Genomic DNA, 23,468 nt, shown 5'->3' with positions numbered 1-23,468 from the left:
CTACGGGTTGGTGATGATCTTGAAGGTGGAGGTGGTGTTCCTGACGTCCTGGGCGTTGTCGCTGAGCTTCAGGCCGTTGAAGGTGACCTCGCCGACGGCGGGCCCCTGCCCGGCCTCCGGCATCTCGTTGGCCCACAGCCCATACCCGGACTTGGCGTCGAAGGCGTCACCGCTCTTGCGCGCACCCGAGATGGAGACGTCGGTGAGCACGGTGTCCTTGATCGGGAACTGGGGCTGTCCGCCGACGTAGTTCGTCTGGAACATGATCCCGCTGTAGGTGGGATCGACGATGTCCACGTTGGTGATGCGGATGCCCTGGAACACCTTGGACGCCGAGAACAGCCAGATGCCGGGGAAGGTCTGTGATCCCCAGAAATGACCGCCCGCGCGCACGATCGAGACGTTCTCGATCGTCGTGGGTACGGTCCCGAACCCGTTCATCGGGTAGCCGAAGTCGAGTGAGCTGACCGTGATCCCGGAGTACACCAGGGTGTCGGCGATGTGGATGTTGCGGAAGGTGTTGTCGTAACCGCCGTAGACGGCGACGCCCGCCGCGCGCCAGGTGAGGATCGAGGTCAGGTTCTCGTAGACGTTGTTCTTCATGTCCGCTCCCCCGGCGTCGATCGCCGAGAAGAGCGCGAAGCTGTCGTCGCCGGTGGCCCGTGCCTCGTTGTTGGTCACCAGGTTGTCGGTGGACCCGTTGGTCATGTTGACGCCGTCGGCGAACATATTGCGGATCCGGGAGTTCCTGATGGTCACGCTGTCGGTGTTGGCGCCCCAGTAGAGGCACACCATGTGCTCGTTCCAGATGTTGTCGATCACGATGTCCGACACATTGGAGAAGTCGAACACCTTGCCCGGTCCGTCGATCCGGGACGTGTAGTTGCCGAAGTACGCGAAGTTCGCGAACGAGGACCCCTTGGCACTGGCCTCGGCCCGGAAGCCGATATCGGTGTTGTCCTGGGTGGAAGGGGCGTTGAAGCGGGTGTACCAGGGACCCGCGCCGACCACCTTGACGGCCTTGCCGTAGACCTGGAACTTGCTGGCCGTGCTGTACTGCCCCGCCGGGAGGTAGACGCCCACGAGGGTGCCCGTGGTGTCCATGCGGACCTTGTCCAGGGCGTTCTGGACGTCCTGGTGGGTGAATCCGGCCGGCACAGTGTACGCGGCGGGGTTCGGGTTGGCGACCGGGGCGACCTGCTCCAGGTTGATGAAGTCGATCGCGTACGTGGTGGTGTTGGCGCTGTCCTTCTGGAGCCGGATCCTGGACCCCGCCGGGACGGTCTTGCCCAGCATCATGTTCGCCTCGTCGTAGATGTGACGGGGCGCTCCGGAGCCCGGGGAGTTGCCGGGAGCGGCCTCGTTCCCGTACAGCCAGGCGTACGTGGAGGTGAGGTCGATCGCCTTGAGGAAGACGCCGTCCACGTAGACGTTCAGGGTGGAGTCGATGCCGCCGCCGCCCGGGGCGTCGGGGATGGAGAACCTGGTGACCAGGGTGTTGGTGGCAGCCCGGGTGGCGAACTCGACGTAGTCGCCGGTCCGGTCGAGGGTGACGGCCTTGCGTCCCGAGGCCTCGCCCGCGATGTCGCCGACCGTCCGGTTCGGGCCGACGACCTTCGCACCGCCGCCGGCCGTACCGTCCTCCGCCTCGTACATGGCGTACGGCATGTCGGCGCCGCGTCCGACGAAGAGCGCCTGGGTGGCGGTGTTGTTCTCGCGCTTGACCGGGAGTTCGTTGGCGTCGGCCGCGATCACGGTCCGCACGGTGTACGAGCCGTTGGCTGCGGTCCAGGAGCCGAGGGCGACCGGCCCGGTGGTGGCTCCCGGTGCGATGGCCCCGGTGTGGCTGCCGGCGAGCGTCTTCACCGTGGCGCCCTTGCTGTCGACGAGCGTCAGGGTGATGCCGTGGGCGCCGGCGGCCGAGGCCACCGTGCCCTGGTTCTTCAGCGCGACGGAGAAGGTGACCGTCTCGCCTTCGGACGCGGCCGAGGGTGAGGTGGTGACCGCCGAGGCCACCAGATCGGAGCTGGAGACCGGCTTCACGACCAGCGGGGAGGCGCTGGTGTGGCTGTTGTTGGTCTCGTTCTGCTCGATGACCTCGCCTGCCGGATCGGCGACGGCGCTCAGGATGTAACTGCCCGCGCTCCGGGCCCCGATGGAGGCGTCGACCTGGGTGGAGGCGCCCGCCGCCAGTGCGCCGACGGAGGCGGTGGCGACCTTGGTGCCGCCGAGGCGCAGTTCGACCTTGCTCGCCGGGGCGGCGAGCGCGCCGGCATTGCGGACGGTCGCGGTCAGGGTGACCTCGTCCGTCTCGACCGGTACGGCGGGTGCGGCGGTGACGCCGGTGACCTGGAGGTCCGGGTTGGCCGCCGGAGCGCCCAGGACCTGGAACTCCGCGACCTGCCCGGCTCCGGAGCCGCTGTTGGCGGTGAACCTCAGCTGGACGTCCGCGACGCGTGCGGAGACCGGGATGGTCACCGTGTTGCCGGACGACGGACTGAAGGCGTAATCCTTGGCGGCCGAGAGGGAGTTGAAGGACGAGGAACTCTGCTCCCGGCCGAGGACCTCGATGCGCTGGGTGCGCGGCCCCCAGCTGTTGTCGGGGTTGAGCTTGACGACGACGTTCTCGGTGTCGGCGTTGGAGCCGAGCTTCACGGTGAGGGTGTTCGGGTAACTGCCGCCCGCGCCCTCCCAGTAGGTGGAGGTGCTGTTGTCGTTGGCGTTCTCCGCGACGTAGGTGTGGATCACGGAGGAGGCGGTGACCGGCTTGTTCACGGCGAGGTTGGAGGCGGAGCCGCCCTGCCCGTTGCGGGTCACGGTGTTGCTGTCGCCGGAGACGTTGCCCGCCGCGTCCTTGGCCCGTACGACGTAACTGACCGTGGAGGACGCCGGCTGGGTGTCGGTGTACGTCAGCACATCGCCGGCGACGCTGCCGCGCAGCACGTTGTTGGCGTAGACGTCGTAGCCGCTCACGCCCTTGTTGTCGGTGGACGCTCCCCACGTCAGCTTCACCGAGCCGCTGGACGGTTCGGTGTACGCCAGGGCGGTGGGGGCGGTGGGCGCCTGGGTGTCACCGGCGTCGCCGCCGCGGGTCACGGTGCCGCTGTTGGCCGAGACGTTGCCCGCCGCGTCCTTGGCGCGGACGAAGTAGCTGACGTCCTGCCCGGCGGGCCGGGTGTCGGTGTAGGTGGTGACGTCGCCCGCGACGCTGGTCAGCAGGGTGTTGTTCGCGTAGACGTCGTAGCCGGTGACGCCCTTGTCGTCCGTGGAGGCCTTCCACGTCAGCCGGATCTGCCCGGTGGCGGGCTCGGTGAACGCCAGACCGGCCGGTGCGGTCGGGGCCTGTGTGTCGCCGGTGGTGGGACCGTAGATCTCCAGTTCGGCCAACTGGGCTGCCGATGCACCGCTGTTGGCGGTGAACAGGACGCGGACGTACCGGGTGGTCGTGGCGTCGAAGGTGATCGTCGCCGACTGTCCCCCCGCCGCTTCGAAGCGGTATGCCTGGGACGCGGTGAGGTCGGTGAAGTCCGTACCGTTCGCGCTGCCCTGGAGCTTGAGCGTCTGGCTGCGCGCGGCCCAGCCGTCGGGCAGTCGCAGGACCACCCGGTCCACACCGAGCGATCCGCCCAGGTCCGCCTGGATCCACTGCGGGAACTGGTCGTCGCCGCCGGCCCAGTAGCTTTCCCGGTTGCCGTCGTTGGCGTTGGCCGGAGCCCGGGACCCGCTGCCGCTGCTCGCGGTGAGGGTCTTGCCCGCGGCGAGGTCGGCCGACGAGTCACCGGCGCCCCGGACCTCCAGCTCGGAGAGCTGCGCGGCCGGCCAGCCGGTGTTGGCGGTGATGTCGACGCGTACGAAGCGCGTCAGCGTGGCCGGGAACGCGATGGTGACCTCGTTCGCCGCCCCCGGGGCGAAGGTGTACGTCGCGGAGTTCTTCAGCGTGGCGAAGCTGGTGCCGTCCGCGCTGCCCTGGAGGGACAGCGTCTGGGTGCGGGTCTCCCAGCCCGCCGGCAGGGTCAGCTTCACCTCGTCGACGCGGCTGCCCGCGCCCAGGTCCGCCTGGACCCACTGGGGCAGTCCGCCTCCCGCGCTCTCCCAGTACGTGGACCGGTTGCCGTCGGTGATGTGGGACGCGCCGTACTCGGCGTGGGCACTGCTCGCGGCCGCGGCCCGGCCCGCGGCGAGGTTGGGGCCGTCGGCCGCCGCGGCGGCGAGCGACGGTATGCCGATCATCAGAAGACTGGTCGTGACCAAGGCGGATATCGCCCGCCATCTCCAGCGTTGGGCTCTCATAGCTCCCCGATCTTCGGCCTCGGCGCAGAACGCGTCGAGGGCGCGGCTCTGTGACCGCAGCCAGGGAACACGAGTTTCTGCATGCGCTGCGGCCTGTTTTGCGTTGTGTCGTCAGAGAGTTGCAGAGAAATGAGAGACCGTCCACCGTTCCGGCAACGGCGGGGCGGCCGGGCCGGGGAGCGGATCCCGTCGCACGGTCACCGCTCCCCGCCCTGCGGACGAGCCGCCGTTCCGGCTGTCCGACGGATCGTCAGAGGCCGCCGGTGTACAGCAGCAGGTCGGGCGAGCCCTGACCGAGAGCGGAGAGCACGTCCGGGGTGGCCGTGTCCGTCAGCCACCGGGAGACCGCGGCGGGAGAGGCCGAGGGGTTGCCCTCCTTGTAGAGCGCCGCGACGCCCGCGACGTGCGGGCTGGCCATGGAGGTGCCGTTCAGCGAGACGGTGCCGCCGCCGAGGCGGGCGGAGACGATGTCGGCGCCGGGGGCATAGAGCGAGAGGCAGGAGCCCCAGTTGCTGAAGGAGGTCTCCCGGTCCTGCCGGTCGCTCGCCCCGACGGTGAGCACACCGTCCGCGGCGGCCGGGGAGACGTCGCATGCGTCCCGGTTGTCGTTGCCCGCGGCCACGACGGGCAGCACGCCCGCGTCGGCGACCGCCTCGACCGCCGCGTCGACCGCCGTGGAGCGGTCGCCGCCGAGCGAGGCGTTCAGCACGGCGGGGACACCACTGCGCGCGGCGTCCTTGGCGACCCAGTCGAACCCGGCGAGGATGCCGGCCCAGGTGCCCTGGCCCTCACAGTTCAGGACGCGCACGTTGACCAGCGAGGCGTCCTTCGCCACGCCGGACGTCGCGCCGCCGACCGTGCCCGCCACGTGCGTGCCGTGCCCGTTGCAGTCCATGCCGGAGCGGCCGTCCCCGACGGCGTCGTACCCGTTCACCACCCGGCCGCCGAATTCGCTGTGTGCGGCGTCGATCCCGGTGTCGACGACGTACGCCTTCACTCCCTTGCCGGTGGCCGTGGTGGTGAAGGTGTCGTCCAGTGGCAGGGCGCGCTGGTCGATGCGGTCGGTGCCCCAGCCGGCCGCGGGGGCCCGCAGCAGGTTCGCGGCGGTGGGCGCAGGGACGGTCACCTCGGCGTTCTCCTCGACGGCGAGGACGCCGGGAACGGTCCGGACCGCTTGGAGTTCGGTGGCGGTGAGCGTGGCGGCGAAGCCGTGCAGAGCGTTTCCGTAACGGAACAGCGGGTCGAGCCCGAACTCCCGCAGGACGGTGTCCGGCGAGAGTTCGGGCTTCAGGGTGACGATGTACTGCCCGGGTACGGCCCGGGTGGACTGCTCCACCAGAACCCCTTCCGGTCCGCTGTCGGCCGAGGCCGTGGCGGGTGCGCCGATCAGCGGTGCGATCAGCAGCAGGGCGGCCGTGGCCCATCGGGCGGGCAGGCGCATGCGTTCTCCTAGAGGTGGGGATCCGGTCACGGAGCAAGTGCGTCCGCGAAGCGCGAACACCCGTTCCTTCGTCCCCGCCCGTCGGTCGCCTTAGCGGGTTCAGCCGGACAGCGCAACGCCCGCCGTCAGCTCCAGCCCGTCGAGGTCGTGTCCGACCTCCGCCCGGAGGTCGTCCTTCGCCCAACTTCCCACGGCCACTTCGGCGGTGATACCGGGCCCGAAGCCGGCGATGAGCCCCTGCGCGGACTCGGCGGCTCCGCCGTCGTCGAAGAGCCGCGCCAGTGCGTCGAAGACGACGGAGCTGGCGATGTTGCCGCGTTCGGTGAGGGTGGCCCGGCTGTAGCGGAACATCTCGGGCGGCAGGTCCAGGAAGTGGCAGAGGTCGTCCAGGATGCGCGGTCCGCCCGCGTGCACGATGAAGAAGTCCATGTTCGGGACGGACCAGCCGTGCAGGTCGACCAGGTCCAGGAGCACCGGGGCGAGCATCTCCATGGTGCCCGGGACCCGCTTGTCCAGCTGGAAGTGGAACCCGGTGTCGCGGACGGCGTAGGAGATCCAGTCCTCGGTGTCGGGCACCAGGTGGGAGCCGTTGCGCTCCAGGCGCATGCCGGTGCCGCCCTGCCCCCGTACGACGGCTGCGGAGATGGCGTCGCCGAAGAGCCCGTTGGAGAGCAGCGAGCCGACCCCGATGTCGGTGGGCTGGTAGCACAGCGAGCAGAACTCGCAGGAGACGATGAGGACGTTGGAATCGGGGTAGGCCAGGCAGAAGTCGTGCGCGCGGTTGATCGCCGCGCCGCCCGCCGCGCAGCCGAGCTGGGCGATGGGCAGTTGGCGGGTCTCGGGTCTGAAGCCCATGCTGTTGATGATCCACGCGGTCAGCGAGGGCATCATGAAGCCCGTGCAGGAGACGTAGACGATCAGATCGATCTCGGACGGATCGGTCTCGGCGTTGGCGAGCGCCTGCCGGACGACTTCGGGGACCCGGGTCTTGGCCTCGGCCTCGTAGACCTGGTTGCGCGCCTCGAATCCGGGGTGCCGCAGGGTCTTCTCGATGGGCTGCACGAGGTGCCGGGTCTGGACGCCGGTGTTCTTGATGAGCCTCAGGACGAGCTCGCGCTGCGGGTGCCCGGCGTGGGTCTCCCGGGCCAGGTCGAGGGTCTGCTGCATCGTGATGACGTGCTCGGGCACAGCGATGGCCGGTCGGCACAGGGTCGCCATGGGTTCTCCTCGTTCTCTGGAGCGAAGGCTCTCGTCACCATGTGACGGGCAGGGCGAGCGGGTAACGCCAGATGGACGTCGTGTTCCACGAGACGTCCGCGGGCGGCACGTCCAGACGCAGGGCCGGGAAGCGGGTCAGCAGCGTGGAGAAGGCCACTTCCAGTTCCATGGTGGCCAGCGGTGCGCCCAGGCAGTGGTGGGCGCCCCAGCCGAACGTCATGTGGGGGATGGTCGGCCGGTCGGGATCCAGCTCGTCGGGACGGTCGAACTTGGCGGAGTCCCGGTTGGCCGTCAGATAGGACACGTGCACCACGTCGCCGGCCTTGATGAGGACTCCGGAGAGCTCCACGTCCTCCAGCGCGATGCGCGGGATGCCGACGCCCTTGCGGAAGGGGATGTGGCGCAGCAGCTCCTCCAGGGTGCGGGGCAGCCGCTGCGGTTCGGCCCGGAGGGACCGCATGAGGTCCGGGCGGGTGAGCAGGGTGTAGGCGATGTTGCCGAGCTGGTAGGTCGTGGTGTCCTGGCCGGTGATGAGCAGGACCATCGCCATGACGGCCAGCTCGTCGTCGTCCAGCAGTTCGTCGCCGTCCCTGGCGGTGGCCAGGGTGCTGATGAGGTCCTCGCCCGGGGAGCGGCGCCGCTGTGCGGTCAGCTCCTGGAAGTAGCCGCGCAGCTCCGCCTTGGCTCGAACCGCGTCCTCCTTGCCCGCGGCCCCGACGTTCATCATGGTCATGGCGTGGGCCCGGAGCCAGGGACGGTCGGCCTCGGGGATATCGAGTGCCTCGCAGATGGTGATCAGCGGCAGGGGCGCGGAGACCCGGGCGACGAAGTCGGCCGGTGAACCCTCCTCCTCCATCTCGTCCAGCAGCCGGTCCACCACACCCTGGGTCCCGCCGCGCATCTGCTCGACACGACGCGGGGTGAAGCTCTTGGCGACCAGGCCGCGCAGCCGGCTGCTGGCGGGCGGGTCCATGAGGTTGATGGACTCCGCCTGCACGATCGGCTCCGGCGTCATCCGGGGGAAGTCACGGCCGAGGACGGCGCTGCGGCTGAACCGCCGGTCGGTGGTGACCGTCCGGACGTCCTCGTAGCGGGTGACCAGCCAGGCCTCGCCCTCTCCGTACGCCATACGGATGCGGGACACCGGCTCCTCGGTCAGCAATTGCCTGAGCTGGGGGTCGAACTCCAGCTGCTGCGCGTAGTCGAAAGGACAGTTCCGGACGGTTTCCTTGTTCTGCACCGAGTTCTGCACCGAGGTGTTCTCCACCGAGGTTCTCCCAATGACCGCTTCGAGGAAAAGGGCGAGTGCCGGACCGGGACCCGGCACCCGACCTACCCTGTGTGCCCCGTCACTCTCCGAAACATGTCAGTGACACACGGCAGTCAGTCGATCAGGGGGGCGCACGCCCCCGCGCTCACGCGGTCGCCTCCCTGGCGCTCAGTGCCTCGGCCCGGTCCAGGACGTGGTGACGGCCGATCGGGAGCATCAGGGGCCGGCCCGACACGGGGTCCTCGATGATGCGGCTGTCGAGGTCGAACACCACCCGTACGGTCTCCTCCGTCAGCACCTCGGCCGGGGTGCCGGACGCGTGGAGCCCGCCGTCGGCCAGGGCGATCAGGTGGTCCGCGTACCGGGCGGCGAGGTTGAGGTCGTGCAGGACCATCACGATGGTGGTGGAGCGCGAGCGGTTCAGGTCGGTCAGGAGGTCGAGGACCTCGATCTGGTGGCTGGCGTCGAGGAAGGTGGTCGGCTCGTCGAGCAGCAGCAGATCGGTCTGCTGGGCGAGGGCCATCGCGATCCAGACACGCTGGCGCTGGCCGCCGGAGAGTTCGTCCACCGCGCGCTCGGCGAGGGGTTCGGTGTGGGTGGCCTCCAGGGCGGCGGCCACGGCGGCGTCGTCCTTCTCGTTCCAGCGGGAGAAGACGGACTGGTGGGGGTGGCGGCCCCGGCCGACGAGGTCGGAGACGGTGATGCCCTCGGGCGCGACGGGCGACTGCGGCAGCAGGCCGAGGGTGCGGGCCAGCTCCTTGGCGGGCAGCCGGTGCACCTCCTTGCCGTCCAGGACGACACGGCCGGCCCGGGGGGCGAGCAGCCGGGACATGGAACGCAGTAGCGTCGACTTGCCGCAGGCGTTGGCGCCGACGATCACGGTGATCCGGCCGGGCGGTACGGCCAGGTCGAGGGAGTCGACGACGGTGCGGTCGCCGTAGCCGAGGGTGAGTCCTTCGGCGGTCAGTCGGTGGTGCGTGGTCATAGCGAGCCTCCCGCCCGGTTGGTGCGGATGATCAGGTAGACGAGGTAGGGGGCTCCGAGGACGCCGGTGACGACGCCGACCGGGTAGCGCTCGCCGAAGGCGAACTGGCCGGTGAAGTCGGCGACGAGGACGAGCAGCGAGCCGACGAGCCCGGCGGGCACCAGCAGGGAGCCGCCCGCCCCGGTGATCCGGGCCGCGATGGGCCCGGAGAGGAACGCCACGAACGCGATGGGGCCGGCCGCCGCCGTGGCGAAGGCGATCAGCCCGACGGCGGCGACGATCACCGTGATCCGGGTGCGTTCCACCCGTACGCCGAGGGCGGAGGCGGTGTCGTCGCCGAGCTGGAGCGCGGAGAGGTTACGGGCCTGGCCCAGCAGCAGCGGGGTGAGGGCGGCCGCCGCGACGAGCGCGGGGACCACCTGGTCCCAGGTGGCTCCGTTGAGGCTGCCGGTCAGCCAGCGCATCGCCTCCTGAAGGTCCCATTCGGCGGCCCGGGACAGGACGTAGGAGGTGACGCTGTCGAGCATCGCGGAGATCCCGATGCCGATCAGGATGAGCCGGGTGCCGACGACGCCGCCCTTGAACGCCAGGGAGTACACCAGCAGGGCGACCCCCAGGCCGGCGGCGATGGCGAGGACGGAGACCTGGACCTCGCCGAGCGACAGGGTCACGATGGCGATGGCCGCGGCGGCGCTCGCCCCGGAGCTGATGCCGATGATGTCGGGGCTGGCGAGCGGGTTGCGGAGCATGGTCTGGAAGGTGACCCCGGCCAGGCCGAAGCTGAATCCGGCCACCAGAGCGAGGACCGCGCGGGGTAGCCGCAGCCGGCCCACCGTGAACGACGCGCCCGGCACCTGCTCCCCGAGGATCACCCGGAGCACGTCTCCGGGCGGGTAGAAGGTCCGGCCCGCCATGAGCGTCACGGCGAACGCGGCGAGGACGAGGACCAGCAGCGCCAGGACGACCCGGCGGCGGCGCGAGGCGCCGCGCACGCGACGGCGGGTGGCGGCCTCGACGGACGGCCGCCGGGTGAGGACGGGGGCGCTCACAGGGCACGTACCTTCTGTCGGCGGACGATGTAGATGAAGAAGGGGGCCCCGATCAGTGCGGTCACGATGCCGACGTCGATCTCCGAGGGGCGTGCCACGATCCGGCCGACGACGTCGGCGGCGGTGAGCAGGACCGCGCCGAGCACCGTGGAGAGCGGCAGGAGCCAGCGGTGGTCGACGCCGACGAGCAGCCGGCAGGTGTGCGGGACGACGAGGCCGACGAAGCCGATCGGTCCGGCGACGGCGGTGGCCGCTCCGCAGAGCAGTACGGCGCCGAGGGCGGCCACGGCCCGGGCCACGGCGACGCGTTCACCGAGTCCGGCCGCCAACTCGTCGCCCAGCGCCAGCGAGTTGAGCGCGCGGGCCGACAGCAGGCAGACGGCGAAGCCGACCGCGAGGAACGGCATGACCTGGCCGATGCGTTCGAAGGACGCGCCGCCGACGCCGCCGATCTGCCAGAGCTTGAAACTTCCGGCGATGTCGTTGCGCGGCAGGATGACCGCGCTGACGAGCGAGGCGAAGGCCGCGGACGTGGCGGCTCCGGCGAGTGCCAGCTTGAGGGGGGTCGCCCCTCCTCTGCCGAGGGTTCCCACGGTGTAGACGAACAGCGCGGCGAGGGCCGCGCCCAGGACGGCGGTCCAGATGTATCCGGTCGGCGAGGTGAGCCCGAAGAACGCGACCGCTGTGACGACGGCGAGGGAAGCCCCCATGTTGACGCCGAGGATGCCCGGATCGGCCAGCGGGTTACGCGTCACGCCTTGCATCACGCCGCCCGCGAGGCCGAGTGCGGCGCCGATGACGACGGCGAGGACGGTACGGGGGATGCGCTTCGCCGCCGCCGCCCGGCCCAGGGTGTCGTCCGCGCCGCCGAGCGCCGCGACGACGTCGGACCAGGGGACGTCGCGGGAGCCGATGGCGACGGACGCGACCATGACGGCGGCCAGGGCGAGCACGGAGAGGAGGACCCACAGCAGGCGCACGCCCGCCGGACGCCTGGTGACGACGTCCGGCGGGGTACGGGTGTCGGGCTCGGTCACTTGACCTTGTCCGCGGCCTTGGCGAGCGCGGCGGCGTAGTCGTCCAGCACATAGCTGATCGACAGCGGCGTCGGGTTGGCGGCCGTGGCCAGCGGGCTGGTGCCGGGCAGGAGGTAGACGGAGCCTCGCTCGACGGCGGGGATCTTCGAGAGCAGCGGGTCCTTGGTGATCGTCTTCAGCAGCTCGCCGGTGTCGTCGCCGTAGCCGGTGATGATGTCGACGTCGTCGAACGCGTCGATCTGCTCGGCGCTCTTGGTGAGGGCGAACTTCTTCGTGCCCTCGGACGCCTTCGCGATGGACCCGGGGATCTTCATGCCGAGGTCCTGGAAGAACTGTGTGCGGGTGTCGTGGGCGGTGTAGAAGCCCACCTGGCTGACGTCGTTGGGGTCGACGTGCGTCATGAACATCGCCGACACGCCCTTGAGCTGCGGGTACTTCGCGGCGGTCTTCGCTATGTCTCCGTCGAGCTTCTTGATCAGCTTCTCGCCCGCCTCGGCCAGCCCGATCGCCGTGCTGTTCGTCCGGATGATCTCGCGCCAGGGCGTCGCCCAGGCGGCGTCCGGGTAGGCGACGACGGGGGCGATCTCGCTGAGGGTCTCGTAGTCCTTCTTGGTCAGACCCGAGTACGCGGCCAGGATGACGTCCGGCTTCGTGTCCGCCACGGCCTCGAAGTCGATGCCGTCGGTCTCGTCGAAGAGCACCGGCGTCCTGGCCTTCAGCTCGTCGAGCTTCTCCTCGACCCAGGGCAGCACGCCGTCGTCGTTGTCGTCGCCGAAATTGGCCGCGGCCATGCCGACGGGCACGACGCCGAGCGCGAGCGGCACTTCGTGGTTGGCCCAGTTGACGGTCGCGACGCGCTTCGGCTTCGCCGGGATGGTCGTCTTGCCCAGGGCGTGCTCGACGGTCAGGGGAAACCCGCCGGAACGGCTTTCGTCGTTCTCGTTCCCGGCGTCGGTGGTCCCGCCGCAGGCGGAGACGGAGACGAGGGCGGCCGCCACGACGAGCAGGCGGAGGCGGTGTGAAGACATGGGTGTGTACCCGGCTTTCCGGATGTCGGGGTGCCGCTTCTCGCACGTCCGGGCGTGCGCAGCCGTCATGGATCGGTGCGCGGTGCGTGCGTCGTCGGCTTAGGTAAGGCTTGCCTTCGAACCCTATGAGAATCGACCCGACTGTCGCAATCAACCGTTTAGGACATGCCCTGTAGCGATACGGACAGGGGGCCCGGCGGTCATTCCGGCCGGAAGGCTCCCGGGGTGAGGCCGGTCGTCCGCCGGAAGGCGGCGCCGAACGCGCTCGCCGAGCGGTAGCCGACCTGTTCGGCCACCGCCTCCACGTCCCATCCCCGGGCCAGCAGGCCGATGGCGTGCTGGGCGCGGACCGCTGCCACCCAGCGCACGAAGCTCGTGCCCGTCTCGCTGGTGAACGCCCGGGTGACCGTGCGGGCGCTGACGCCGAGGGCGGACGCCCAGTCCGCCAGCGTCCGCCGGTCGGCCGGGTCCTCGCGCACCGCGTCGGCGATCGGGCGAAGCAGCTCGGAGGCCGGGATCCGCACGAGCAGCTCGCGGGGCGACGGTACGAGGACGTCGAGCACCAGCGCCTCGGTCGCGGCGCGCGAGGCAGCCGGGAGTCCGGGTTCGCCGAGCCGTTCCAGCAGCAGGCGCAACAGCGGGGTGATCTCGACGGCGACCGGAGTGGCGGAGATCGACGCGGTGGTGCGGAAGCCGAAGAAGCTCGCCCGGAACCAGGTTCCGGCGGTCGCCGATCCCCCGTGCAGGGTCCCCGCGGGCATCCACAGGCCCAAGGCCGGGGTGATCGTCCAGATCCGGCTCCCGACCACCGCGGTGGAGGCGCCGCGCTCGTTCCAGAGCAGTTCATGGAAGGCGTGGGAGTGCGCGTCCCAGAGCGTGTCGTGGGTGACGACCTCGTCGTAGCCGGCGATGACGAAGGGGGTGTCCACCGAACCGGGAGCGAACGCGGGCAGCGTCCGGGTCTCCCTGGTCATCGAAGGTGGACCTCTCTCGTACGGGGGCCGCTCGCGGCGGACGGGACGCGCATCGGCTCAGCCTAAGGGCTGCTCCCCTCTTCCCGGCGGGACAGCCCTTGGAGGCCGGGGGCGCTCGGATCCAGCGAGCCCCTCCTTCTGCCTCAACTCGACGTTTACGCAGGTCCTTTACGTCCTTCAGGTGAAAGAACCACGGCTTTCGCCGTGGACGCCGCTCCTCGGCGGACAGTGGGTGGGCCGACCGGGCACCGGGCCGCGGTCGGAGGGAACGTGACATGCGGAGAAAGGTGACGGATTCATGGGCATTGAGGCCACCAGGCGGGTCACGCTCGTTTTCTCCCTGTTCGACGCCAACGCCAACGGCGTCCTGGAGGCGGACGACTTCGACCTCATGGCCGACCGCGTCGTCCGGGAGGCGCACGCGTCGGACCGGGCGGCGCAGGACGCGATGCGCGCGGCGTTCCGGCGGTACTGGACGACGCTGCGCACCGAGCTCGACGCCGATGGCGACGGCGAGGTCAGCTTCGAGGAGTTCACCGCCTGCGTGCTGTCGCCGGAGCGGTTCGACGCGACCGTCGGGGCGTTCGCCGAGGCACTGGCCGCGCTCGGCGACCCGGACGGCGACGGTCTGATCGAGCGCCCGCTGTTCATGGCGCTGATGACGGCCATCGGGTTCGAGCCCGCGAACATCGACGCTCTCTTCGACGCCTTCGAGCCGAACGACGGGGACCGGATCCGGGTGGAGACGTGGGTCGCCGGGATCAAGGACTACTACGCGCCGGGCAAGGCCGGCATCCCCGGCGACCACCTGGTCGTCGGCACCGCCGTCTGACCGTCCCCGACGTGGGCGCCAGGACTTCCCGGCACGAGGGAGCGGGGCACGGCCGGGGCCGTGCCCCGGTCGAGCCGGGCGTCCATGTCCGTGACCAGCAGAGCGGTGCGGGAGGTCAGGCTGCGGCATCCCCGCGATCCACCCGCACCTGCCGCAGCTCTTCGAAGACCTGGTCGACCAGCGGGCGGCGCGTTCTCACCGCGACGCGTCCATCCACGCCTCGACCCCGTCCGCGTCGCGTGGCAGGCCCGACGAGAGACACAGCGCGCCGTCGGCGGTGATGACGAAGTCGTCCTCGATCCGCACACCGATGCCACGCAGTTCCTCGGGGATCGTCAGGTCGTCGGGCTGGAAGTACAGCCCGGGCTCGACGGTGAGCACGTGCCCTTCCTCCAGCACACCGCCCAGGTAGGTCTCGCTGCGGGCGGCAGCGCAGTCGTGGCAGTCGAGGCCGAGCATGTGACCAGTACCGCATACGGTGTACCGGCGGTAGAGCTCCGACTCGTGCGGGACCGCCGCGCCACCGGGCCGCAGGCCCCAGGCGTCGAGCCCCTCGGCGATGACGCGCGTCGCGGCGTCGTGGAAGGCGCCGTACGGGGCACCGGGCCGCAGGGCGGCGATGCCCGCCGACTGGGCGGCGAACACCAGGTCGTAGACGCGGCGCTGCACGTCCGTGAAGCGCCCGCCGACCGGCAACGTCCGGGTGACGTCCCCGGTGTAGAACGAATCGGCCTCGACGCCCGCGTCCAGCAGGAGCAGCTCCCCCTCCCGTACCGGGCCGTCGTTGTGCATCCAGTGCAGCACGCACGCGTGCGCGCCGGCCGCCGCGATGGTCTCGAACCCCAGGCCGTAACCCTCCAGCCGGGCGCGCCGGTTGAAGGTGCCCTCCACCCACCGCTCCCCGCGTGCGAGGCGGGTGGCGTGGGGCAGTTCACCGACGACGTCGTGGAAGCCGGCGACCGTGTGCCCCACGGCGGCGCGCAGCTGCTCGATCTCCCACGCGTCCTTGACCAGCCGCGACTCCGACAGGAAGGCGAGCAGCTCGGCGTCGGCCGGCGCGGACGGCGGGACAGTCGCGTCGACGACCGCGTCCTCGCCGCGCACCACCCGGGTCGGGACGCCACCGCCGAGTGCCCGCTCCAGCCCCTCCCGGGCGACCGCCTCGACGCCGAGGGCTTCGGCGGTCTCCCGGAGCGTCCGGCGCCGGCCGACCCAGAACTCGCCGTGCTGCCGGTCGCTGTAGAACTCCGCACCGGACGGACCGGCATCGCGCGGTGACCGGGGCCGGGTGAACAGGGTCACCTCGTGTCCGCTGCCGGTGGGCTCGAAGACGAGCACACTGTCCGGCACCGCCCCCGTCCCCTGCTCGGCCGTGAGGTGGATGTAGGCGGAATGCGGCCGGAAGGCGTAGTCGAAGTCGTTGCTGCGGGCCTTGAGCCCGCCCGACGGGACGACGATCCGCTCTCCGGGGAACCGCTCGGACACCGCCGCACGCCGCTTGGCCGCGTATGCGGCTCCGGAGACGGGCCGAAGCCTCCTGTCCGTGTCCGCCCACCCCTGCCGAAAGACCTCCGCCACCGCCGCCGGTGCTCGACGATCGTGACTCCGTGCCCCGCGCGGGCCGTCCTGCCGTTCCATCGCACGCCTCCCCGTCATACCGTTCCGTGGTGCCGCGTCCTCACTCCACCGGGAGAACGCGCCTGTTCGAGCCGCGCCCCCGAGGGGCCGCGGCGGCCGATGTCAGCCGCGAAGCCGGGCCATCCACGCCTCCACTTCGTCGGCCGCCCGGGGAAGGCCGGCCGAGAGGTTCTCGTTGCCCTCGTCGGTGACCAGGAAATCGTCCTCGATCCGCACGCCGATGCCGCGGAGCTCCTCGGGCACCGTCAGGTCGTCCGACTGGAAGTACAGGCCGGGCTCGACGGTGAGCACCATGCCCGCCTCCAGCGTCCCGTCCACGTACAGCTCGGTACGGGCCTTCGCGCAGTCGTGGACGTCCAGGCCGATCATGTGGCCCGTGCCGGCCAGCGTCCAGCGGCGGTGGAGCCCGAGTTCGTACGCCTCGTCCACCGACCGCTCACCGAACAGGCCCCAGGAGGCGAGGTGCTCGGTCAGCACCCGCTGAGCGGCGTGGTGGAAGTCGCGGTACTTCGCACCGGGCCTGACCGCGGCGATGCCGGCCGACTGCGCCTCGTACACCGCGTCGTACACCTTGCGCTGGACCGGCGTGAAACGGCCGTCGACCGGCAGGGTGCGGGTGACATCGGCGGTGTAGAGATGACGGCTCTCCACTCCGGCGTCGATCAGCAGCAGTTCGCCCGGCCGGGTCTCGCCGTCGTTGCGGACCCAGTGCAGCGTCGTGGCGTGCGGCCCCGCGGCGCAGACCGACGCGTAACCCACGTCGTTGCCCTCGGTCCGCGCACGCATCCAGAACGTGCCCTCGATGACCCGCTCCGCGGTCGGCGTGTCCGTGCCGAGAACGCGCACCACGTCCTCGAAGCCACGCGCCGTCGCCTGACAGGCGTGACGCAGGTCCGCGATCTCGAACTCGTCCTTGCGCAGGCGCATCTCGGACAGGGCGGCACGGAACTCGGTGTCGCGCTCGGCGGTCACCTTGTCGTCCAGGGCGGCGTCGACGCCGGCATCGTAGTTGCGCAGCAGACGGACCGGGCCGGTGGCCGCGGCGAGCCGCTCGGTCAGCGTGCGGACATCACGGCAGGGCAGGCCCAGGAGCCGCTCGTTCTCGGTGAGACTGTTGCGACGGCCGTCCCAGAGCTCACCGTGGTAGTCGAGCCAGAACTCCCCGGTCTCGCGGTCCGAACGGGGAAGCAGATAGGCGATCGCCCGGTGCTCACCGTCCGCACCGGGCTCCAGGACCAGTACGGAGTCCTGGGATTGATCACCCGTCAGGTAGACGTAGTCGGAGGACGGCCGGAACGGATAGTCCGTGTCGTTGGCACGCACCTTCGGGTTGCCGGCCGGTACCACCAGCAGTTCACCGGGAAACAGCGCGGAGAGTGCCGCCCGACGCCTCGCGGTGTGCGCCGCCTGGGCGATGGGCTCGACGTCGCGGCGCTCGGTGTCGGCCCAGCCCTGCCTCATGTTCTCGGCGAGCTCGGAACTCACGTCCGCGTAAAGGCCGTTCTTCCGTGTTCTGTTCTCATCCGTCTCACCGGCCACGACGTCCTCCTGATGCGAATCCGTCACGCTGTTCCTTTCCATCGCAGAGGTCCATGCCCTTCGGGGAACCAACCGGACGACCTCCAGGAGCGCGCCCGTCGCGGCAACGGCGTCGCCGGCCGCACGCCTCGGGTCGGGGCGAGCGCGGGGGCGTGCGGTGAGCCCGATCGTCCACGCCGCTTCGGCACAGGCCCCCACGGCCCGGGCAGCGCCGACTTGGGCAAGCTCAACTCCCTGGGCAGTACGGCTGCTTACCGTGGACCGCACTCTTGCAGCCCGCCCACATCCCCACTTCATACACATGTATGGAATCGCGCGGGCACTCTTGCGTCATTTGTCGCTGGGCGGACCCGGCACTCGTGGCGGTTTCTTCCGGGACAGCCCCGCCCGGGCTGTCACCGCCCCCGTCGCTCGCGCTCGCCATCTGAGCTGATTCCACAGTCACTTGATCTGTTGCGGGTGGCCGGAGACCCGTATGCTACGCGCATAGATTTTGGTGCGGACATGCCATTTCAACGTTGTCCTTCTTCTCCTGTGGTGTGGCCGCGCGCGTTCCACCCCGCTCTCACCCCTGTCGACCTGTCAGGCCCCTCTCGTCCAGAAGGGACACACCTCCCGTGCTCTCCAAGCTGTCCGTGAGAACCACCGTCGCCACCCTCGCCGCCATCGGCCTGCTCGCCACCGCGCCCTCGGCGACGGCGGCCTTCCGCGACTCGGCCGCAACACCTGCCGGGGCTCCGGCAACCGCCGCCCAGTCGTCTTCCTCCGATGTCACCGTGAAGATGCCGTCCGCGGTGGCCAACCGCCTCGGCACCGGCCGGCAGGCGCTGATAGACGCCGTCTCCACGGACGTCCTCTCCCGGTCCCACGAAGCCAAGGGCCTCACCCCGGAAGCCGCCGTCACCAAACTCGCCGACGAGAGCCGCAAGGTGGTCGTCGACGTCCGCACCGTCTCGGCCGGCTGGGCTCGTGGCGTCGCGTACGTCGAAGCGCCCCGCACCCACCACGGCGAGCCGGAGGGCTGGCTCTACATCGCTCACCGCAAGGACGGGCAATGGGTCTCGGGCCTTGAGGGCGACCGCGAGTTCGCCGATCACGTGGCCAAGTCTCCGCTGGTCGGCAAGGCGGAGCGGCGGACCATGACGGCGTACGCTCAGCGCAAGGCGGCTCCGCAGCAGGAGACGCCGTCGGTGGGGACCACGGCCGCCAACACCAACGGATTGCTGCTTCCCTGGATGCCCGACCACTACATGACTCTCACCGGCGGGGCACACTCCCACACCGGCTCGACGGGCTACTGGAGCAGCCTCGACTTCGCGGGAGGCAACGCCAGCGGGCGGGTCCGCTCGTCCCGGGAGGGGACAGCGACCTCGATGTGCGGTGCCGGAGGCGGCTGGACCAGAGTGATCCACCCCGGCGGCTTCTCGACGGACTACTACCACATGTGGAACACCACCTACTACAACGGAACATCGATCGCCCGCAGCGCCCTGCTCGGCACCATCGGCACCGACACCTGTGCCGGCGGAGCCGCGACCGGAGCCCACGTCCACTGGAGCCTGCGCACGTACGACGCCAACTACAACGGCCAGTACACCTGGCTCAACGGCCGCACCATCGGCGGCTGGGCCTGGTGGAACGGCTCAAGCCAGTACACCGGCTGCGCAACCCGCTCGGGCGTCACCGCCTGCCCCGGTACGGCGATCTACAACCGCACCGGCTGACCAGTTCGTGAAACGGACCCGCAGCACCCGAGCGCACGCCCAGGCCGGTCACGGGCTGCCGGGCACCAGTCCGACCCGGTAGGCGAGGACGACGGCCTGGACACGGTCGCGCAGGCCGAGTTTGGCCAGGATGCGCGACACGTAGGTCTTGACGGTCTCAGGCGTGATGTACATCGACACGGCGATTTCCGCGTTCGACAGCCCCTCCGCGATCAGTTGGAGTACTTCCAGCTCGCGGGGGGCCAGCGCACGCACGACGTCCTGTCTGGCCGGCCGGGAGGCCTCGGCCGGCCGCAGATGCTGGGCGAAGTGGCCGATGAGCCGGCGGGTGACGGCGGGCGCCAGCAGGGCCTCGCCCCGGGCGACGGTCCGGATACCGTTGACCAGCTCCGCCGGAGGCGCGTCCTTGAGGAGGAACCCGCTCGCTCCGGCACGCAACGCGTCGTAGACGTAGGCATCGACGTTGAACGTGGTGACGACCAGTACCTTGGGTGCGTCTTCGCCACCGGGACCGGCCAGTTGTCGCGTCGCCTCGATGCCGTCGAGCAGGGGCATCCGGATGTCCATCACGACCACGTCGGGACGCAGCAGCCGCGCGGCCCGGACCGCTTCGTGGCCGTTCTCGGCCTCCCCGACGACCTGCATGTCGGGCTGCGCGGAGAAGATGGTGACGTAGCCGGTCCGCACGAGCGCCTGGTCGTCGCAGACGAGCACACGGGTCGGTGGCGGCGTATCGCTCACGAGGTCACTCCTGAAGGGGCTTGGACGGAATCGTTGCACGGACCTCGAACCCGCCTCCGGGCCGGGGACCGGCCTCCAGTTCACCATCGAGCATCCGCACCCGAGCACCCAGCCCGGCCAGCCCTCGTCCGCCCTTGGGGCCAGGCTTCCACGCGCCCGGTGCGGTGGCGGGTCCGTCTGTGGTCACCACGATCTCGAGGTGCTCGTCGCCGTGCCGGAGCAGGACCCGTGTCGGCTTCCCGGCCGCGTGCTTCAAGGCGTTGGTGAGCGCCTCCTGCACCACCCGGTAAGCGGCCAGCTCCACGTCCACGCCCTGCGGCCGCCGCTCACCCTGCTCGCGGAACTCGACCGGCTGACCCGACCTGCGGGTCTCCTCGACCAGGTCCCCCACCCGCCCCAGGGCGGGTGCCCGGCCCACACCCGCCGGGTCCGCCGATGCCGCCTCGCCGGTCGCCTCCAGAACACCGAGCAGGTACCGCAGTTCCGTCAGCGCCCGGCGGCCGGTGCCGCTCACGGCCGTCAGCCCCTCGCCGACGCGTTCCGGCGCAGACATGAGCAGGAACTGCGCCGCGTCGGCTTGGACCACCATGGCCGTGACGTGGTGGGTGACCACGTCGTGCAGCTCGCGGGCGATCCGCGCCCGCTCGGCGGCCGTGGCCACCACGACGGCCAGCCGCCGCCGCTTCGCCTCTTCCGTCCGCCGCATGCGCACCGTGCTCCCCACCAGCCAGGCCGTGGCCAGAGCCAGGGAGAACGCGAGGTAGTCCGGTAGCGCGCTCGGTGAGCCGAGACGGTTCAGGACGACGGCCAGCACGGCGTAACCCGCACTCGCCACGACGACCAGGCCGCGCCGGAAGCGGACCTGGTGGGCCCCGGCGGAGTACAGGGCCAGATACAGACCCATGCTCGCGAACGTTGTCGCGAAGCCCAGCGCCTGGTGCACGGCGAACGCGCCCGCGATGACGGCCAGACAGGCAGCGGGCCACCTGCGGCGGACCGCCAGCGGCACGGTCTGGGCCAGGACCAGCCCGAGGCTCAGTACGTCCGTCGGCCTCTGGGGCAGATCGCCGATCTGCGCACCGATCGGAGACAGGGGCGGCACGAAGGCCAGCAGGGTGAGCGCCAGGGCGAGGACGCCGTCCTTGACGAGAGCATCCCGCCCCCGCCACCGGTCGAGCGGCACCCGGAGCAGCGGCGGACTCCAGATCGCCTGACGGGACATCACTTCAGTTTCCTCCAGCCGGCCCGACTCAACGGGGCGCGCTTCGACGGGGCTTGATGCCACCGCTCCGGTGGGCGCGGACGAGCATCGGAACGGCGATGGCCACGCCCGTGAGGACGGGCATGATCGACGCCTCCAGACCGAAGCTGCCACCGGTCAGAAGGGCGGAGCCGTGGACGTCCACGGTGAACAGGCCCTCGGGGGGGTGTCCGGAGACCGGGATGCCGAGCAGCTGCTGCGTGGTGTTCCAGGCGAAGTGCAGCCCCACGACGAACCAGATGTTACGCCGCCACAAGAACGCGGCTCCGAGGAGGACGCCCGCCTCCAGGGCGATCGCCAGTCCGCTCCACGCGTTCGCGCCCGGGGCGCCCAGGTGGGCGACACCGAAGAACAGCGAGGTGATCACGATGGCGGCCCGGCTGCCCCACAGCTGTTCAAGGGCCTGCAGGGCAAGACCGCGGAACACCAGCTCCTCGGTGACCGCGGCGCCGATCTGCACCACGACCGCGGTCCAAACGACCGACATGAGTCCGTCGCCGGCCCAGGTGAACGAGTAGCCCCCGAACGCCGTGATCAGGAGGGCGGAGACAAGGATGAAGCCCAGGCCGATCCCGCCGCCCAGCAGCACCTCCCGGGCGGCTCCGGACCGGGCGATCTCCGGTGTGGAGCGTCGTGCCATACGGCGCATGACGTAGTAATACACGGCCACCGCGGCAACCGCGCCCAGCACCGGCACGGGGCCGGGGCCGGTCGCCGTCAGCCCCGACACCAGGCCGACGCCGACCACTCCCGCCAGCATCCAGCCGAGCGGAGACCGCATGATCCGGCCGAACCGGCCGCCGCCCCTTCCACGGTCCTTGCCCGGGCCGGAGCCCGCGCTGTGCCGTACGGCGGATGTCGCTTCCATGGTGGCCTCCCCGATAATCGGGTCGCCCCCTCGGCGACCTGACGACCACACTAGGAATCCGCGGACGTCCGCGGATCACCCGTGCGAGGACGGCTCCTGTAGCTCTCACGGGGGAGGCGCCAGCAGTCGCGCGATGTCGCCGTTCCGTTCTCCGTGGCCTCCGCTTCCGGCTGGAAGAACAAGCTCAGCGCTTGTCGAAGGGCAGGCGCTTCGCTCTGGGCGGACGCGGGCCGCGGCTCCCCGAGGGGTCGACGGGCTTGTTGTGGCCGGCGAGAAGAACGGCCAGGCCCGCGAGTCCCATCAGCACGGACAGGGCGGTGAAGCCGGTGGAGAACGTGGCCACGTGCGCTGCCACGCCCAGCATGAGTGATCCGAGGCCGGTGCCCGCGTCGTAGCCGATGTTCCACGCGACCGAGGCGGCGTGCCGGTTCTCCGCGCCCGCGTAGTCGAACGCCTGGACAAGGGTGAGGCTCTGGAGCCCCCCGTACGCCGCCCCCAGGAGAAGCAGGCCGGCCAGCAGGGCGGGGGCGCGGTCCGTTCCGATGGCGGACGCGATCAGCGCCAGGCCCGCGCACGCGGTGAGGGCGAGGGTTCCGGTGATGGGCGGCAGGGCGATCCGGTCGGCGAGCGCTCCGCACCCCCAACGGGCCAGTGCTGCGGTGGCGGTGAGGGCGAGCAGCCCCGTGGCGGCGAGCGCGGGAGTGGCGGTGAACTGCGGGGCGAAGGTGAGCACGGCTCCCCCCGCCGCCGTGACCAGGAGCAGCACGGCGAGAGGCCACCGGATGCGTCGGAGCACCGCACCGGCGGATGCGGGGTTCCGGGCGGGGCCGCCCGGCGACGCCGGACCGTCGGCGCGGGCCTCGACGGCGTGGCCGAGGGAGCGCGCCCAGGGCAGCGCGAGGACGGGGAGCACGCCGCAGGCGATGACCGCCGGGAGGGCGAACGTGTCGGTCAGCCAGGGGGCCGCCGGGGTCAGGACGACCTGGGGCAGGGCGACGGCAAGACCGTAGAGGCCGATGACCGCCCCTTGGCGTCCAGCCGGGGCCAGTACGGCCGCGGCGGTGGCGCCGCAGACGGTGACGATGCCGAAGCCCGCTCCCCGCAGGGCGGTCGTCAGCAGGACGGGCAGCAGATGGTCGCTGAGGGCTTGCAGGAGGGAGGGCAGGCCGAGCAGCAGTGCGCCGAGGACGAGGGTGCGGGTCCAACCGAGCCTGCGCAGCGTGGTTCTGACGAACAGCTGGGTCAGGACCGTGGCGGCCATCAGGACGGCGGTGACGAGTCCGGCACCCAACTCGTCGGCCCCTCCCTCGACGGCCCACGCCGGTGAGACCGGGAGCAGGAGGGCGAATCCGGAGAAGCAGAACAGCACCGTCACCAACAGGGGCGGGATGCCCGGGGCCCGGACGACCGATTCCTTCGCGAGTACGGACATGAGCGTCGATGGATCCTTTTCACGTGCGGGGACGGGGTACGGAAACGGGGCGGTGGCGGGCAGGTCGGACCCGTCTTCACCGTCTGGTTCGCGCGCCACCTGCCCGCCCTGCCGAGCGAACACGCTCCGCCTCCGCCCGCG

General features: G+C 70.9%; 16 protein-coding genes and 1 pseudogene. 2 read left to right on the top strand and 15 right to left on the bottom strand.

Translation table 11 applies throughout. From position 1 onward, the window contains the following. From N7925_RS33980 to N7925_RS33940, 9 genes and pseudogenes are all read right to left on the bottom strand, one after another. Entirely contained in the window at positions 1 to 4,290 is a 4,290-nt protein-coding gene (locus tag N7925_RS33980) for a discoidin domain-containing protein (RefSeq protein WP_274346152.1), read from the bottom strand. A 250-nt stretch (positions 4,291 to 4,540) separates the two neighbouring features. Continuing rightward, the gene (locus N7925_RS33975) at positions 4,541 to 5,731 is read right to left on the bottom strand and encodes a S8 family peptidase (RefSeq protein WP_274346151.1); all 1,191 of its coding nucleotides are present in this window, start codon (positions 5,729 to 5,731) and stop codon (positions 4,541 to 4,543) included. 99 nt (positions 5,732 to 5,830) lie between these two features. Continuing rightward, positions 5,831 to 6,961: pseudogene (locus N7925_RS33970) on the bottom strand (type III polyketide synthase); the annotation flags it as partial. Between the two features lie 22 nt (positions 6,962 to 6,983). Further along, positions 6,984 to 8,216 carry a cytochrome P450 gene (locus N7925_RS33965; protein WP_265603351.1) on the bottom strand — a complete coding sequence of 411 codons (1,233 nt, stop codon included), beginning with the start codon at positions 8,214 to 8,216 and terminating at the stop codon, positions 6,984 to 6,986. A 148-nt stretch (positions 8,217 to 8,364) separates the two neighbouring features. Continuing rightward, on the bottom strand, positions 8,365 to 9,204 hold the full coding sequence (locus tag N7925_RS33960; protein WP_265603350.1) for an ABC transporter ATP-binding protein: 840 nt from the start codon (positions 9,202 to 9,204) through the stop codon (positions 8,365 to 8,367). Then, positions 9,201 to 10,253: a FecCD family ABC transporter permease gene (locus N7925_RS33955; protein WP_265603349.1), complete on the bottom strand. Its 1,053-nt coding sequence runs from the start codon at positions 10,251 to 10,253 to the stop codon at positions 9,201 to 9,203. Before N7925_RS33955 ends, N7925_RS33960 begins: the two co-directional genes overlap by 4 nt. Then, complete coding sequence (locus tag N7925_RS33950) at positions 10,250 to 11,290, bottom strand: FecCD family ABC transporter permease (protein ID WP_265603348.1); 1,041 nt, start codon at positions 11,288 to 11,290, stop codon at positions 10,250 to 10,252. The genes N7925_RS33955 and N7925_RS33950 overlap by 4 nt, the downstream gene beginning before the upstream one ends. Beyond that, a complete protein-coding gene (locus N7925_RS33945) occupies positions 11,287 to 12,318 on the bottom strand; it encodes an iron-siderophore ABC transporter substrate-binding protein (protein ID WP_265603347.1) in 1,032 nt (343 codons plus the stop codon). The genes N7925_RS33950 and N7925_RS33945 overlap by 4 nt, the downstream gene beginning before the upstream one ends. A gap of 200 nt (positions 12,319 to 12,518) precedes the next feature. Continuing rightward, complete coding sequence (locus tag N7925_RS33940; protein ID WP_274346150.1) at positions 12,519 to 13,292, bottom strand: helix-turn-helix transcriptional regulator; 774 nt, start codon at positions 13,290 to 13,292, stop codon at positions 12,519 to 12,521. A 298-nt stretch (positions 13,293 to 13,590) separates the two neighbouring features. Here N7925_RS33940 and N7925_RS33935 point away from each other — a divergent pair, with 298 nt between their 5' ends. Then, the gene (locus N7925_RS33935) at positions 13,591 to 14,124 is read left to right on the top strand and encodes an EF-hand domain-containing protein (RefSeq protein WP_265603345.1); all 534 of its coding nucleotides are present in this window, start codon (positions 13,591 to 13,593) and stop codon (positions 14,122 to 14,124) included. 195 nt (positions 14,125 to 14,319) lie between these two features. On the opposite strand, the gene N7925_RS33930 is transcribed toward N7925_RS33935, so the two are convergent. Together N7925_RS33930 and N7925_RS33925 are read right to left on the bottom strand one after the other, a co-directional pair. Continuing rightward, the gene (locus N7925_RS33930; RefSeq protein ID WP_274346149.1) at positions 14,320 to 15,762 is read right to left on the bottom strand and encodes an aminopeptidase P family protein; all 1,443 of its coding nucleotides are present in this window, start codon (positions 15,760 to 15,762) and stop codon (positions 14,320 to 14,322) included. A 102-nt stretch (positions 15,763 to 15,864) separates the two neighbouring features. Next, the gene (locus N7925_RS33925; protein WP_443032319.1) at positions 15,865 to 17,343 is read right to left on the bottom strand and encodes an aminopeptidase P family protein; all 1,479 of its coding nucleotides are present in this window, start codon (positions 17,341 to 17,343) and stop codon (positions 15,865 to 15,867) included. Positions 17,344 to 17,918: 575 nt separating this feature from the next. Here N7925_RS33925 and N7925_RS33920 point away from each other — a divergent pair. Further along, the gene (locus N7925_RS33920) at positions 17,919 to 19,025 is read left to right on the top strand and encodes a M23 family metallopeptidase (protein WP_274346147.1); all 1,107 of its coding nucleotides are present in this window, start codon (positions 17,919 to 17,921) and stop codon (positions 19,023 to 19,025) included. Positions 19,026 to 19,073: 48 nt separating this feature from the next. On the opposite strand, the gene N7925_RS33915 is transcribed toward N7925_RS33920, so the two are convergent. The 4 genes from N7925_RS33915 to N7925_RS33900 all read right to left on the bottom strand — a co-directional run bounded on the left by N7925_RS33915 (position 19,074) and on the right by N7925_RS33900 (position 23,327). Next, positions 19,074 to 19,766 (bottom strand): response regulator, encoded by a 693-nt coding sequence (locus N7925_RS33915; protein WP_265603341.1) that lies wholly within the window; start codon positions 19,764 to 19,766, stop codon positions 19,074 to 19,076. 4 nt (positions 19,767 to 19,770) lie between these two features. Continuing rightward, the gene (locus N7925_RS33910; protein WP_274346146.1) at positions 19,771 to 20,988 is read right to left on the bottom strand and encodes a sensor histidine kinase; all 1,218 of its coding nucleotides are present in this window, start codon (positions 20,986 to 20,988) and stop codon (positions 19,771 to 19,773) included. A gap of 28 nt (positions 20,989 to 21,016) precedes the next feature. After that, positions 21,017 to 21,895: a CPBP family intramembrane glutamic endopeptidase gene (locus N7925_RS33905; RefSeq protein WP_274346145.1), complete on the bottom strand. Its 879-nt coding sequence runs from the start codon at positions 21,893 to 21,895 to the stop codon at positions 21,017 to 21,019. Between the two features lie 184 nt (positions 21,896 to 22,079). After that, a complete protein-coding gene (locus N7925_RS33900; RefSeq protein WP_274346144.1) occupies positions 22,080 to 23,327 on the bottom strand; it encodes an MFS transporter in 1,248 nt (415 codons plus the stop codon). Positions 23,328 to 23,468: the final 141 nt, after the last annotated feature.

It is taken from the genome of Streptomyces sp. CA-278952 (assembly GCF_028747205.1).
In the GTDB taxonomy this organism is placed as follows: domain Bacteria; phylum Actinomycetota; class Actinomycetes; order Streptomycetales; family Streptomycetaceae; genus Streptomyces.
The sequence above is the reverse complement of the archived record's forward strand: the minus strand, read 5'-3'. Positions and strand labels throughout refer to the sequence as shown.